The organism is Microbacterium sp. AR7-10, assembly GCF_001878835.1.
Taxonomy (GTDB): domain Bacteria; phylum Actinomycetota; class Actinomycetes; order Actinomycetales; family Microbacteriaceae; genus Microbacterium; species Microbacterium commune.
Genome location: NZ_MJIR01000032.1, coordinates 48304 through 61541, shown reverse-complemented (window position 1 = coordinate 61541; position 13238 = coordinate 48304). Strand labels below are relative to the sequence as shown.

The following is a 13238-nucleotide window of genomic DNA, read 5'->3' as shown; positions in this document are numbered from 1 at the left end:
AACGTCATCGACGGCGACCAGATCATGGCGATCCTCGCGGTGGCGATGAAGAGCCGCGGCAAGCTGGTCGACGACACCCTGGTCGCCACGGTGATGAGCAACCTCGGTCTGCACGTCGCCATGCGCGAGCAGGGCATCACCGTGCGTCAGACCGCGGTCGGCGACCGCTACGTGCTCGAGGACATGACCGCGGGCGGCTATTCGCTCGGCGGCGAGCAGTCGGGTCACGTGATCATGAGCGAGTTCGCCACCACCGGCGACGGCCTGCTCACGGGGCTCCACCTGGTCGCCGAGATGGCGCGTCAGAAGAAGTCGATCGCCGAGCTCGCGTCGATCATGACCGTCTACCCGCAGGTGATGATCAACGTGAAGGACGTCGACAAGGACGCCGTCTCGGATCACGCCGGCGTGCAGGCGGCCGTGAAGGACGTCGAGTCCCAGCTGGGCTCCACCGGTCGGGTGCTGCTGCGCAAGTCGGGCACCGAGCCGCTCGTGCGTGTGATGGTCGAGGCGGCGGATGCCGAGACCGCGAACTCCCACGCCGAGTCGCTCGCCGAGACGGTGCGACGGCATCTCGCGCTCTGAGCGCGAATCAGTCGAAGAAGGCGGTCACCTGCGGGTGGCCGCCTTCGTGCGTCCGCGGGCGCTTCCGCGTCAGGAGCCGGCGACTGCGCCCCTCGCCGGACGGAATACCACGCCGTGATACAGCGCGAAGCGCACCAGCACGACGATCACGATGCTCGTCAGGTTGACGATATTGACAGCGATCGGCCCCGCAGGCCGGTCGAGCACCGTGCTGACCATCTGCACGCCGAGCCAGAGCAGCAGCGCCCCGAGGCCGGTGCAGGCGGCGTTGACCAGCACGAACAGCACCAGCTCGTTCACGCGACCGCGACGGTCGCGGTGCTTGAAGGTCCACTCGCGGTTGCCGATGTACGCGTTCACCAGCGCGACGAGAGAGGCGATGATCTTCGCCCACACGACATCGACGCCCATCGCGTAGACGAGCAGGTTGAAGACGCCGATCTCGATGAGGGTGCTGATGGCGCCGACGATGAGGAAGCGACTCCCGACAGAGGCGAGCCGACGCAGTCGGGGGTGTATCTTCATGGCTCCACTAGGCTACTAGGGAGTGCGACCGCCCGCGCTCACTGAGCGTGTGAGGACTCGTGTGACCGTTGCCCATCTCGTCATCGTGATGCCCGCCTACAACGAGGAGGAGGGCATCCGCGGATTCATCGACGAGATCCGCGAACATGTCTCGCCCCTGGTCCAGCGGGTGACGTTCGCGGTCGCGGATGATCGCTCCACGGATGCCACCGTCGCGGTCCTCGACGGGATCGACGACGTTCACGTGCACCCGCAGTCGGTCAATCGCGGCCACGGCCCGACGGCACTCGCCGCATACCGCGCGGGTCTGGCACTCGAACCCGACCTGCTCGTGCACGTCGACGGCGACGGTCAGTTCATCGGGCCGGACTTCGCGCGCCTGATCCTCGCTGCCGAGAGCACCGACGCCGACGTCGTCCACGGCGTAAGGCACAGCCGCACGGATGCCTGGTATCGGCGCGTGCTGACCGGCGCGGTGGGTCTGATGATCGCGGCAGCGGCGGGACGCCGGATTCCCGACGTCAACACTCCGCTGCGCGCATATCGCCCGGAAGCGCTGCGTCCGCTGCTCGATGCGCTCCCCGGCCACGCCCTCGTGCCGCACGTGCACTTCTCTCTGGCCGAGGCGCGCAGCGGCCTCCGCGTGCGCTACCTGTCGGTGCGCAGCATCCCCCGGCGCGGAGCGTCGGTCAACGGCACGATGTGGGGCGGGGGAGTGAAGGGACTCATCCCGCCTGCGCGCCTGCGGCAGTTCACGGCCGCGGCGCTGCGCGAGGCATGGCAGCTGTCGCTCAAGCACGGAGCGCCGCTGCGCAGCATCCGCCCGCAGCACCGGGTCGTGACGGGTGACCGGTCGGCATGAGGGTCGCCCGCACGATCGCGTTCTGGGCTCTCGCGGCGGCGCTGCTGGCCTGCCACGTGATCGTGATCCAGCACAGCCTCACCGCTCGGTTCTGGGAGGACGAGGCGTTCAACCTCACGGTGCCGCTCAATCTGCTCGCCGGTCTGGGCTACTCCAGCGACGGCGCGCTCTCCGGATCGATGATCACGCCGTTCGACACGCGGATCTCGACCGGCCCGACGGTTCTGCTTCCGGTCGCCGGGATGCTGCTGTTCGGTGGCGACCCGGTGATCAGCGCGCGGCTGGTGCCGGTGGCGTTCTGGGTGCTGCTGATCGCGGGGCTTGCAGTGCTCGGCGCGCGCCTCGCCGGCCGCTGGGCGGTGCTGAGCGGCGCCGCGGTTCCGCTGGCATTCAACGGACTGGGCAGCTACTCGCCGATCCAGGGACCCGCCGACCTGCTCGGTGAGATCCCCGCCGCTGCGCTGCTCGTGTGGGCGCTGGTGGTCGTGCGCCGCCGTCCGTGGCTGGCCGGGTTGCTCGTCGGCCTCGCCGTTCAGGCCAAGCTGATCGCCTTCCTCGCCCTGCCCGCGTTCGCCGTGGCGATCTGGGCGCGTTCGCCGGGGCGCGGGTGGGCGCGTATCGGGCAGACCGTCAAGCGCGGCTGGTTGCCGCTGCTGCTCGCAGGTGTGCCGACGCTGCTCTTCGAGCTGTGGGCTCTCGTGTCGCTGGGCGCCTCAGGGTTCGTCGATCACCTGCGCGCGCTGAAGGCGTTCCTGCTCGGTGGTGGGCAGCGGGTGGCTCCGACCTCGGTCTCGCAGAAGCTCGCCACGCTGTCCGAGTCGTGGTTCGTGCCGTCGTGGGCATCGTGGCTGGCCGCGTTCGCGGTCGTGATGCTGATCGTCGCGGGGCTCGTCGAGATCCGCCGTCGTGGTCGCCTGAAACGCCAGGCGTTCATGCTCGCCACCGCAGCCGGGGTGGGAGCCCTGGCCTTCGTCGGGTGGTGGTCGACCGCGTCGCATACGCCGCTGTGGGTGCGTCATCCGGCGCCGGGCGTGCTCGCCTTCTTCCCGGTGCTGGTGATCGTCGCGATCTGGGCCGCTCATTCGCTCCTCGCCAGCGACCACGGCGCTGCCGCCCGCCTCCGGATGCCGCAGCGCATCGCCACGGGTGCGCTGACACTGATCGTCGGCGTGACGCTGACAGCGGGTATCGCCGGGCACGTGCAGCAGACGTTCCAGCCGCGCGGCGAGACCCTCGCCACCCAGCGGGCCGACACGGATGTCATCGGCGACTGGGTCGAGCGCACGGGCACCCCGTGGCTCGCGGCGCAGCCATGGGGGGCCGCCATCGCGCCCGTCGTGATGTCCGGCGCCCACGTCGGGCTGTTCGATGCTCGCGCGATGCGCGACGTGCCTCGTCTCACCGGAGGGCAGTGCGAGACCGAGACCCTCGTCGCAGGTGAGCGGTACCGGGTCTGCGCTCCGCCGGCGGGCTGAGCAGAGAAAAGGACGCGGCCCCAGCGAGTGGGGACTCAGCGGGGGCCGCCGACACGGAGCTCTGGGGAAACTCCGCGTCTGACGCGGGCACTGGGGATGCCGGATCGCGCCAACGACGCATGTGACAGCGTCGCCCTACGACACTATCGGTGAAACCTGTGTGGTTCGCTCTGGTTCCGAAGGGTTACGTGAGGTCGCCGGTGCCTCGTGTTGTCCGGCGGCCTTCTGCAGACCGAGGGACAACACGAGGCAGGATCGACGCGGCTCAGCTTGCGATGACGCCAGCTGCGACCGTGTGATTGGTCGCCTCGTCCACCAGGATGAATGAACCGGTCTGCCTGTTGCGCTGGTACGCATCGGCCATCAGCGGTTGAGTGGTCCGCAGCCTGATGCGTCCGATCGAATTCAGACGAAGCGCCCCGGGCGACAGATCGCGGTGCAGGGTATTGATGTCCAGCTCGTACATGATGTCCTTCACCATCGCTCTCGCCGAGCGTGTGGTGTGTTTGATCACGTACTTTCCGCCGACCGCGAGGGGAGTTGAATCCATCCAGCAGACCATCGCATCGAGATCCTGAGTCGGCGTCGGCTGGTTGTTCGGCCGGCTGATCATGTCACCGCGCGAGATGTCGAGCTCATCCTCGAGCCGAACTGTGACGGACATCGGAGGGTAGGCCTCCTGCAGTTCACCATCGGCTGTGTCGATCGACTTGATTCGTGACGGAAGCCCGCTGGGCAGCACGACCACCTCATCACCGGGGCGGAGAACTCCACCGATGATCTGTCCCGCGAGGCCCCGATAGTCGCCTCTGCCGTTCTGCGGACGGATGACGTATTGGACAGGGAAGCGAACGTCTACCAGATTGCGGTCACTGGCGATGTAGACGTTCTCCAGGTGGTGCAGGAGCGACGCCCCGTGATACCAGTCCATATGCGTGGAGCGCTCCACCACATTGTCGCCCTTCAGGGCCGACAACGGGATCGTCGCGACGTCGGCGAAGTCGAGTTTGGAAGCGAAGTCGACGAACTCGTCGCGGATCGTGTTGTACACCTCCTCCGACCAATCGACGAGGTCCATCTTGTTGATGGCGAGCACGACGTGCGGCACGCGCAGCAGCGACACCAAGGTCGCATGACGCCGGCTCTGCTCAAGCAGGCCCTTCCGCGCATCGACGAGGATGATCGCGAGGTCTGCGGTCGAGGCGCCCGTCACCATGTTCCGGGTGTACTGGATGTGCCCCGGCGTGTCGGCGATGATGAACTTGCGTCTCGGCGTCGAGAAGTATCTGTACGCGACGTCGATGGTGATGCCCTGCTCTCGCTCGGCGCGCAGTCCGTCGGTGAGAAGGGCGAGGTCGGTGTAGTCGTCGCCGCGCTGCACGCTCGTGCGCTCTACCGCCTCGAGCTGATCGGTGAAGATCGACTTCGAGTCGTACAGCAGCCGACCGATGAGCGTGCTCTTTCCATCGTCGACCGACCCGGCCGTCGCGATCCGGAGAATGTCCATCAGAAGTACCCTTCCTTCTTGCGATCTTCCATCGCTGCCTCGCTCACACGGTCGTCGCCGCGGGTGGCGCCTCGCTCAGTGATCCGGGTGGCGGCGACCTCTTCGATCACGTCTTCCGGCGTCGCAGCGCGCGACACCACGGCTGCTGTCAAAGTCGCGTCGCCTACCGTTCGATAGCGGACAGTCTCACGGAAGACCTCTTCGCCTTCCTTGGGTTGGCAATGCTGGTTGACGGCGAAGTACATCGAGTTGCGCTCGAACACATCGCGTTCGTGCGCGTAGTAGATCGAAGGCAGCTCGATACCTTCGCGCGCGATGTAGTGCCAGATGTCGAGCTCGGTCCAGTTCGAGATCGGGAAGCAGCGGATACTCTCGCCGGGGTGGATGCGGCCGTTGTACAGCGACCACAACTCGGGGCGCTGGTTCTTCGGATCCCATTGACCGAACTCGTCGCGGAACGAGAAGACACGCTCCTTCGCGCGAGCTTTCTCCTCGTCGCGTCGAGCGCCACCCATCAGCGCTGAGAGGCCGTGCTCTTCCGCCGTCCGAAGCAGCACCGGCGTCTGAATGCGGTTGCGAGAGCCGTTCGGCTCTTCTCTCACAAGACCCTTCTCGATGGCATCAGGGACGGAACCGACGATCAGACGCACGCCGAGCTGCTCGACGCGCCGATCGCGGAAATCGAGGACCTCATCGAAGTTGTGGCCGGTATCGATGTGCACGACCGGAAAGGGGACGGATGCCGGCGCGAAGGCCTTCGCGGCGAGATGCAGCATCACGGCAGAGTCCTTGCCGCCCGAGAACAGCATGCCGGGAGCCTCGTTCTCAGCAACGATCTCGCGGATGATGAAAATGGCTTCGGCCTCGAGATAGTCCAGATGGGTGAGGCCGTATCTGCGTGCCTCGACGGTTTCCATCATCACAGTGCCCTTTCGTTCAGCGCGCCGACAGCCCGCAGCACCTCATCAGCGAGGAGCGGGTTGCAGACGACGAGGTCAGGTAGGTACGGGTTGGCGTTGTTGTACTCGAGAGCGCTGCCGTCGACTCGGGAGGTGAACAGTCCTGCGGCGCGGGCGACCGCGACCGGCGCGGCTGAATCCCACTCGTACTGCCCTCCGGTGTGCACGTACGCGTCCACTTCGCCGCGGATCACCGCACATGCCTTGTAGCCGGCCGAACCCATCGGTATGAGTTCGGCGTCGAGCGCTTCCGCGAGCGCGGACACCAGTGGTGTCGCCCGACTCCGCGAGACGGCAAGCCGGATGCGATCAGGGCGCGACCAGGTCTTGGCCGGCATCCCGGTATCGAGAGTCTCGCCCAGGCCGGGCAACGCGACTGCTCCAGCGGCGAGCTCGCCGTCTTCCCAGAGCGCAACGTGCACAGCCCAATCGTCACGCCCCTCCGAGAACTCTCGGGTGCCGTCGAGCGGATCGATGATCCACACTCTCGACGCGTCGAGACGGCCGGCGTCGTCGGGCGCCTCCTCGGAAAGGACTGCGTCGGCAGCCCTGTTCTCGGTCAGCTCTCGATCCAAGTATCTTTGGCTGATCCGGTCGCCGCGGTCTTTCAGATCCGCGGAACCCAGTTCCTCCGGCGATGCCTGTTGTTGCACTTCTCGCAGCAGCCTGCCCGCCCCCTCGGCGAGCGACGCAGCGATAGCGGTGTCGTCCATTTCCCCAGATATTCCTTTGTCTCCCCAAACGCAGGAGTCACCCAGAACGCGCACGCTGACGCAATCGTCGCGTGACACGCTCGACTCCCGGTGGCCTGCGGCCACGAGCGGCAAGCGCCCTCCCCACGCCACACCATATCGGACGATTCCGCCGAGGGCGAGAGCCCGCCGCGATGCGTCCGTTCTGACGACGCTCTGAGGCCTCTTCAGAGCCGCAACGAGCGCTCAAGTAGCCGTCCGTACACATGCCCGGTCAGCCTTTCCAGCTCGGTTCTCTCATCGTGCGCGATTCTGGATTGCCAATCGTGCGCGACTTTGGCGGGGCTGCGATCGAAATTGTGCAGGGCATTCGGGCGCGTCTTGGAGGTGTCGCCGTCAAGCAGCAGCTTGCGGGCGACCTTCTCGTCCCAGGCCAGACCCAGCTCCGCGAAGAGCCGCTCGCCGAAGCTTGTCCCTCCGGCGGCGATGTCCTCATGCGCCACGATGATGACATTCCTGCCAAGCTCGGCCGCGTCGTAAAGCGCTACCCCGTAAAGCGTGTTCCAGAACCAGGCCATTGCCTGGACATCACTGGTTGGCGAAGATGGCGCATCAGCGAGTCCGGGAAACTCTTCATGGTCAGCCGCGAAGTGTTGGGCGATGGGCGCGAGCTCAGCGCTGTCCGGTGTCCAGCCCATTCGACGGTAGCTGGTGAGCGCGGCGCCGGGATGCCGGAACAGGACCACGGCGGTTGCGCGGGTCACGCTGTGAATCACCGGCATGGACAGCATGGCGAATGGGTCCTTGACGATCACCCGCGTGTTCGGCAACGCCGCTGCCCACTGTCGGTAGCCGTATCGGCTGAAGACCCACGGATTGATACCCAGGTAGCTCGTTTTCAACGCCACTCGCTGCCGTCGGTTCGGCGATGAGAGCCTCGTCCAGCCGGACAGCGTCCCGCCCAGAGCGTACTGCCGGCCGCGCGGGTTCATCGGCTCGCGCCCGGTGAGAGCGCAGCCGGGCGCGCTAGCCAGCAGGCGTGCCAGCCATGTCGTGCCAGAACGCGGCATTCCGGTGACGAGCACAGGGCCTTCGGGTGGATGCGTGGGTGCGGAGTCCGCCGAGCGATCGTTGAGCATCTTCTTCATCCGAGTTCTGGCTGTCGAGAGCGATACATGAGCAACGCGGAAGCGTACCGGCAGGAACGCGCCGAGGACCTCATTGTCGGTTATGAGCGAAGGTACATCCATTTCTCACAACCCGCATGCGGCTTGCAAAATCCCGAGTGCAGGCGCGATAAGGCGTGTGCAACAATACGATCCATGGACTTGGGGCTTGTCTGGGGTGCCTTTGCTGTGGGGATCGTGGTCGGACTGACTGGGATGGGCGGAGGTGCCCTCATGACGCCTATGCTCGTGCTCTTTTTCGGAGTTTCACCGCTGGCTGCGGTCTCGAGCGATCTGGTCGCGAGTGCCGTGATGAAGCCTGTGGGCTCGTTCGTCCATCTTCGCCGGGGGACGGTCAACCTCCGGCTGGTCGGCCTTCTCTGCATCGGCTCGGTTCCCGCAGCTTTTGTGGGCGTGCTGGTTCTCAAGGCGCTGGGCGATGGGGAGCAGGTCCAGCATGTGGTCAAGTACGCGCTCGGAGCGGCCATCCTCTTCACCGCCACCATGTTGATGGTTCGCGCGTACATGAGATTGATCGAACGCGCGAAATCGCGCGACGGCCGTGGTGCTCCTCTGCCTCAGGATCGCCCTGAGGTGGAGGTCAAGATTGTGCCGACCATTCTGCTGGGTGTCGTCGGCGGACTGATCGTTGGTATGACGTCGGTCGGTTCCGGGTCTCTGATCATCATCGGGCTGATGATGATGTACGCGGGACTGAAGGCGAGCCAGCTCGTGGGTACTGACCTGGTGCAGGCGGTTCCGCTGGTCATATCTGCAGCTATCAGCCATGCGATCTTCGGCGAGCTTGACCTGGGAATCTCACTGCCGCTGATCATCGGCAGTGTGCCCGGTGCATTCATCGGCGCTCAGCTGTCTTCGCGGTTGCCGGGAGGCTTCATCCGTCGCGCCCTCGCCTTCGTTTTGCTCGCGTCCGGCTTGAAGCTGCTAGGAGTAGGCAACGTTGAGACCGCGATCATCCTCCTCGCCGCGCTGCTCGGAGGGCCTCTGGTGTGGATGAGCATCCGGCGCCGGCATGGCTTCCCCGCTCTGGCGAGCGTCGAAAAGCGTCAACGGCTCGCCCAGAAATCCGCGCCGCTCGAAGCTCCAGAGGTGGGGCCGTGACGGCCGACTCGCCGAATGTGGTCCTGTCCGGCCGCGCGCTCGATGGACTGGAGCTGATTCTTTCGGGAATCCTCGACCCATTAGCCGGCTACTCGTTGCCGACAGACCGAAACAGTGAGGCCGGGCTGACGGCGGAGCTGTGCATTGCCACGCACGTGGTGCCCGGTCAGCAGCTGGTCATTCACGACCCCGACCGTACCCCTCTTGCGGTATGCCACATCGAGCGCGTACGTGAAGCGGATGCAGGCACCCGATGGATCGAGGGGCCGGTCAGCCGACTGCAGCCTCCCGAGCACGGATACGCTCGTCGGCTCCGTCCGACCGTCCACACCGACCTGACGGGCTGCACGGTCGGACTCTTCTCTGGGCTCCCCGAAGATTCCGATCTGTCGGCGGTTCGCAGCGCCGCACGCGGGGGCCCCGTCGCCTTGACGTATGTGGGGGAATCAGACGATCGCACTACGGCGGCCGGGATTCAGCTGCTCACCGCGAGTGTTGCGGATTCACCTGACACACGTGTTCTCTTCGTGCCAGAAGTCGATTTGGGAGGACACGCTGACGTCGCGGCAGAGGTCGTCACCCGTCTGGGTGCGGCCGATGTGATCGACAGACGGCGGCCTGTGGTCACGAGCGAGGGCGCTGTGGTGCTTTTCACCGGACTTTCGGGTGCAGGTAAATCGACGCTCGCCCGGGCACTGGTGGAATACCTCCACGCGTTCACGACGCGATCTGCCGTCCTGCTCGATGGGGATGATGTTCGCCGCGAGCTTGCGGGGGAACTCGGATTTGGCCCAGCGGACCGAGACCGCAACCTTCGCAGGATCGCTTGGGTGGCGGCCCGCGTCGCGGAGGTCGGCGGCCTAGCAGTGTGTGCGCCCATCGCGCCGTTCGCCGCGTCACGCGCAGCCATGCGTGATGCCGTCGAGCCGCGGTCGCCATTCATCGTCGTCTACGTGTCTACTCCGCTCGCCGTCGCGGAGGAACGGGACAGGAAAGGGCTGTATGAGAAGGCTCGGTCGGGCCTGATCACAGATTTCACGGGTATTGGGTCGCCCTACGAGATCCCTGAAGACGCGGATCTGGAGCTCAACACTGCAGAGAGCAGTGTTGAGGACTGCATTCGGGGCGTCGTGCGGTTGCTCGAGCAGCGAGGTGTGCTGAAGAGGTTCGTCTAGATCGGAATCGCTCGGCACAGCGAGCAGTCATGGTCGCGAAGGTGGCCATGGCTGGGTGGCGAGGATTTGGATCTCTCAGCTGCGTGGACTAAGGTCCCTGCGGGGAGAAATCACGATTAAGTTACGATAGGCGTGTCCTGTGGTCCAGTGAGGGGCTACGGTGCGCCTCAACAGGAAGTTTTACATGCCCCTCTCTTACCCGAAAACCATCAGACACCGGTTGGCCTCGCGGCTGTTGATCGCGGCCGTCGCAATAGCATCCGTCGTCACCGCGGGTGCCGCCACTGCTGAAAGCGCGAGCGCCGCCACGCCTGCCGATGAATTGGTCGTCAATGCCCATTTCTCGGCCGGCGTACAGAATTGGCGTACGAACCTCTCGTCGGATCGACTCACCGCCAGCACCGTCTCGCGCTCCGACGGGAAGTCCGCACGCATAGATGCCGGCTCACCTGGCATCACCGTGCTGAACGACTCGAAGAACACCGTCTCAGCGGCTGAGCGTGGAGCAAAATACCGCATGACCGCTTGGGTGAAGGCCAGCAGAGAGGTGACTGCGCAGATCAGGGCGAGGGAGGTTGCGGACGGCTCAGCTGAAGCCCACAAGACCGAGTCCCGGCCTGTGAACGGCGAGTGGACTCAGCTCACGATGGACTTCACCGTTCAGCGCAGTGGCGTAGCCCTGGATCTGAACGTCGTATTCGCCGGTACCGCCAAGGGGGACCAGCTCTACGTGGACTCCGTCTCGCTCAAGTCGGTCGCCGTCGACGCCCCCCAGGAGAACCCCACCGTCGGTGAGTGCGCGGCGAAGCCTCCGCTGGGCGACACGCGCTTCGGGGTGAGCCTTGGCACCTCCGATGGGTCATCGATGCAGGAGGGGTGGAACCGTGCGGTGCAGGCCTACGGCACCCCTGACGTTGTGCGGGTGTTTCAGCGCGGCGCGCCGAACTGGAACGTGACCAAGGTCGCCCCCAGTTCGGATCTGTCGATCTCGTTCAAGATCGCGCCCAAGGACGTGTTGTCGGGCGCGTATGACAGTCGGCTGCGGTCCTGGTTCCAGAGCGCCCCGACCAATGTGCAGGTCTACTGGACCTACTTCCACGAGCCCGAGGACGACGTGGCGCGTGGTGAGATCACCTCAGCGGACTACCGTGCAGCATGGCAGCGGATCTCATCCATCGCTGACGAGACCTGCCGGTCGAATCTTCACGCAACGCTGATCCTGATGTCGTGGACGCTCGATCCCAAATCGAATCGAGACTTCGACGATTACTATCCGGGCTCGGCGGCCATCGACGTGCTCGCCTGGGACCCCTACAACCCCTGGAAGAACAACACGGGCTACAAGGACCCGGAGGCGATTTTCGGGAGTGTCATCGCGAAGTCCAAAGCGGAGGGCAAGCCGTTCGGAATCGCTGAGACGGGGTCCGTTCTTATGGGGTCGGACACGGGCACTGCGCGCGCAGCCTGGTTGCGTGACCTGGGCTCATATCTGCGCGACAACGAGGCGCTGTTCGTCTCCTACTTCGATGCCGTCGGGCCGAGTGGTCAGAATGACTTCCGCCTACGCGACACGTCTTCGGTGGCTGCTTGGCGGGCTCTCGTCCAAGGCTGATTTAGAACTCTCCCCGCCCCCGACTGGACGGTCTTCTGCGACGCAGGAGACCGTCCAGTTCGATCAGAGCCCGCCACCTCCACAACATGAGGCTGTATACCACTGCAGCAAGAACCAAGGTGACCACGGCGCCGATCGGACCACCTCCCGCGGACTTGACCAGCCACGGCAGGACGCCGAAAAGGGTCGTGGCTGAGAGCATGGCGAGCATCGAAGACCGACCGAAGGGATGAACCCCGATTCCGATCTTCGCCTGCACGAGCGGGACCAGATTGTTCGCGCAGATCGCTGCGACCCAGGCCACGGCCGCCCCGACAATACCCAGCTGCGGGATCAGCCAGATGTTCAGAGCCAGGTTTACGGCCAACGCGAACCAGGCGTTGTACATGGTCCAGGTGGATTTCCCGGCCATCAGAAGAACTGCATCCACTGCGCCGCATGCCGTGGCGACCAGCATCGCCGCTGACAGCAGTTGCAGCAGAATCGCACCGCGCGAGTAGTCGTCACCGAACACGAGCATCAGCGTAGGCGCTTCGAGGATGAACGTGAGGTACAGGGGCCACGTGGCGAGCACCACCCAGCTCGTCGAGACTCGATACAGGTCCTGCAACTGCGATCGTTCGCGTCGTGACGCGAGCGCGCTGATCCGGGGCTGCACCGCCGTTCCGATGGCCGCAGCCGTGAGCTGGCCGAAGATGAGAAAGCGTGTGGCTGCGGCGTATACAGCCGCTTCCGCCGGGCCCAGCCAGAGTCCGATGAGGACGATATCGACGCGTTGGATCGCCACCTGAGCGATCTGGCCGAGCGAACGAGGTCCGGCGAACGCCCAGTATTCACGAAACATGGACGCTTCTGGAACCCAGCTCTGGCGAAAGGTCTGGCCTGAAGGCATCGAGGATTTCCGTACGAGCTTCAGCAGCCAGGGGATCGAAATGCCGGCAACGGCGGCGAATGCCAGGACTCGCGTCCCGATCAGCTCCGGACCGCCTGTCATGCCGACGCTCCATAGAACGATCAGTGCGAGGAGCTGAATCGTCGGATTCACGAACTTGTCGGCGACGACCGTCGTTCGCATCACACCGAAGCCCCGAGTGGCGCCGAGCGTGCTATCCGCGATGATGGCCGCGATGGCGCCGAGGCACAGGATCAGGATGACAGTCCCGGCGGCATCGACGTTGCGCCCGAATATGGCGTTTCCCAGCTGTTCCCGGAAGATGACGGCGAGGGTCAGGGCGATTGCGCAGAAACCCAGCAGCGGGCTGCTGCCCGCAACGAGGACCTTCCGCAGGGCGTTCGTTCGTCCAAGGCTCCGATACCGCGAGATGAAGTACACGTTCCCGACGGGGACACCGAGTTCAAGCATCGAGACCGCGATAAGCAAGACCGATATCGCGGCGAAGTACACACCGGCGTCCTCCGGCGTGGCAATTCGCGTGACGATTGCCGTTGTGGCGAATGAAGCCACGCCCGCGTATCCCGCTCCGATCAGATTGGCAAGACCGCCCCTCGCGACATCTCGGGTGCCCGTTGCGCGTCTCGGGGATGTCGTGACCATCTC

At 65.2% G+C, this 13238-nt stretch carries 11 protein-coding genes and 1 pseudogene; 6 read left to right on the top strand and 6 right to left on the bottom strand.

The window, feature by feature from the left end:
- Nucleotides 1-585 (top strand): annotated as a pseudogene (locus BFN01_RS02425) (phosphoglucosamine mutase); the annotation flags it as partial.
- A 69-nt stretch (nt 586-654) separates the two neighbouring features.
- Here the strand turns inward: BFN01_RS02425 and BFN01_RS02420 are convergent.
- Complete coding sequence (locus BFN01_RS02420; RefSeq protein WP_071641161.1) at nt 655-1110, bottom strand: GtrA family protein; 456 nt, start codon at nt 1108-1110, stop codon at nt 655-657.
- A gap of 61 nt (nt 1111-1171) precedes the next feature.
- On the opposite strand from BFN01_RS02420, the gene BFN01_RS02415 reads away from it, so the two are divergent.
- Together BFN01_RS02415 and BFN01_RS02410 are read left to right on the top strand one after the other, a co-directional pair.
- On the top strand, nt 1172-1972 hold the full coding sequence (locus BFN01_RS02415) for a glycosyltransferase family 2 protein (RefSeq protein ID WP_071641159.1): 801 nt from the start codon (nt 1172-1174) through the stop codon (nt 1970-1972).
- Entirely contained in the window at nt 1969-3447 is a 1479-nt protein-coding gene (locus tag BFN01_RS02410; RefSeq protein WP_071641157.1) for a hypothetical protein, read from the top strand. The genes BFN01_RS02415 and BFN01_RS02410 overlap by 4 nt, the downstream gene beginning before the upstream one ends.
- A 265-nt stretch (nt 3448-3712) precedes the next feature.
- Here the strand turns inward: BFN01_RS02410 and BFN01_RS02405 are convergent, their stop codons facing one another.
- The 4 genes from BFN01_RS02405 to BFN01_RS02390 all read right to left on the bottom strand — a co-directional run bounded on the left by BFN01_RS02405 (nt 3713) and on the right by BFN01_RS02390 (nt 7753).
- Nucleotides 3713-4954 (bottom strand): sulfate adenylyltransferase subunit 1, encoded by a 1242-nt coding sequence (locus tag BFN01_RS02405; RefSeq protein ID WP_071641156.1) that lies wholly within the window; start codon nt 4952-4954, stop codon nt 3713-3715.
- On the bottom strand, nt 4954-5874 hold the full coding sequence (cysD, locus tag BFN01_RS02400; RefSeq protein WP_218161789.1) for a sulfate adenylyltransferase subunit CysD: 921 nt from the start codon (nt 5872-5874) through the stop codon (nt 4954-4956). The genes BFN01_RS02405 and cysD overlap by 1 nt, the downstream gene beginning before the upstream one ends.
- Nucleotides 5874-6704, bottom strand: a complete 831-nt coding sequence (locus BFN01_RS02395; protein ID WP_256221004.1) for a 3'(2'),5'-bisphosphate nucleotidase CysQ — start codon at nt 6702-6704, stop codon at nt 5874-5876. Before BFN01_RS02395 ends, cysD begins: the two co-directional genes overlap by 1 nt.
- Nucleotides 6705-6832: 128 nt before the next feature.
- Nucleotides 6833-7753: a sulfotransferase gene (locus BFN01_RS02390; RefSeq protein WP_177243788.1), complete on the bottom strand. Its 921-nt coding sequence runs from the start codon at nt 7751-7753 to the stop codon at nt 6833-6835.
- Between the two features lie 27 nt (nt 7754-7780).
- Here BFN01_RS02390 and BFN01_RS02385 point away from each other — a divergent pair, with 27 nt between their 5' ends.
- From BFN01_RS02385 to BFN01_RS02375, 3 genes are all read left to right on the top strand, one after another.
- Nucleotides 7781-8893, top strand: coding sequence for a sulfite exporter TauE/SafE family protein (locus BFN01_RS02385; protein ID WP_256221003.1), 1113 nt, complete (start codon nt 7781-7783; stop codon nt 8891-8893).
- Nucleotides 8890-10068, top strand: a complete 1179-nt coding sequence (gene cysC / locus BFN01_RS02380; RefSeq protein ID WP_071641147.1) for an adenylyl-sulfate kinase — start codon at nt 8890-8892, stop codon at nt 10066-10068. Before BFN01_RS02385 ends, cysC begins: the two co-directional genes overlap by 4 nt.
- Before the next feature lie 184 nt (nt 10069-10252).
- Complete coding sequence (locus BFN01_RS02375; protein WP_071641145.1) at nt 10253-11680, top strand: carbohydrate binding domain-containing protein; 1428 nt, start codon at nt 10253-10255, stop codon at nt 11678-11680.
- A gap of 1 nt (nt 11681) precedes the next feature.
- Here BFN01_RS02375 and BFN01_RS02370 read toward each other — a convergent pair whose 3' ends face one another.
- Nucleotides 11682-13235, bottom strand: a complete 1554-nt coding sequence (locus tag BFN01_RS02370) for a polysaccharide biosynthesis C-terminal domain-containing protein (RefSeq protein WP_071641143.1) — start codon at nt 13233-13235, stop codon at nt 11682-11684.
- Between the last annotated feature and the right edge of the window lie 3 nt (nt 13236-13238).

Coding starts and splice junctions, on each gene's coding strand:
- BFN01_RS02420 (WP_071641161.1), bottom strand. CDS start 1,110: ATGAAGATACACCCCCGACTGCGTCGGCTCGCCTCTGTCGGGAGTCGC.
- BFN01_RS02410 (WP_071641157.1), top strand. CDS start 1,969: ATGAGGGTCGCCCGCACGATCGCGTTCTGGGCTCTCGCGGCGGCGCTG.
- BFN01_RS02405 (WP_071641156.1), bottom strand. CDS start 4,954: ATGGACATTCTCCGGATCGCGACGGCCGGGTCGGTCGACGATGGAAAG.
- cysD (WP_218161789.1), bottom strand. CDS start 5,874: ATGATGGAAACCGTCGAGGCACGCAGATACGGCCTCACCCATCTGGAC.
- BFN01_RS02390 (WP_177243788.1), bottom strand. CDS start 7,753: ATGAAGAAGATGCTCAACGATCGCTCGGCGGACTCCGCACCCACGCAT.
- BFN01_RS02385 (WP_256221003.1), top strand. CDS start 7,781: ATGAGCAACGCGGAAGCGTACCGGCAGGAACGCGCCGAGGACCTCATT.
- BFN01_RS02375 (WP_071641145.1), top strand. CDS start 10,253: ATGCCCCTCTCTTACCCGAAAACCATCAGACACCGGTTGGCCTCGCGG.
- BFN01_RS02370 (WP_071641143.1), bottom strand. CDS start 13,235: ATGGTCACGACATCCCCGAGACGCGCAACGGGCACCCGAGATGTCGCG.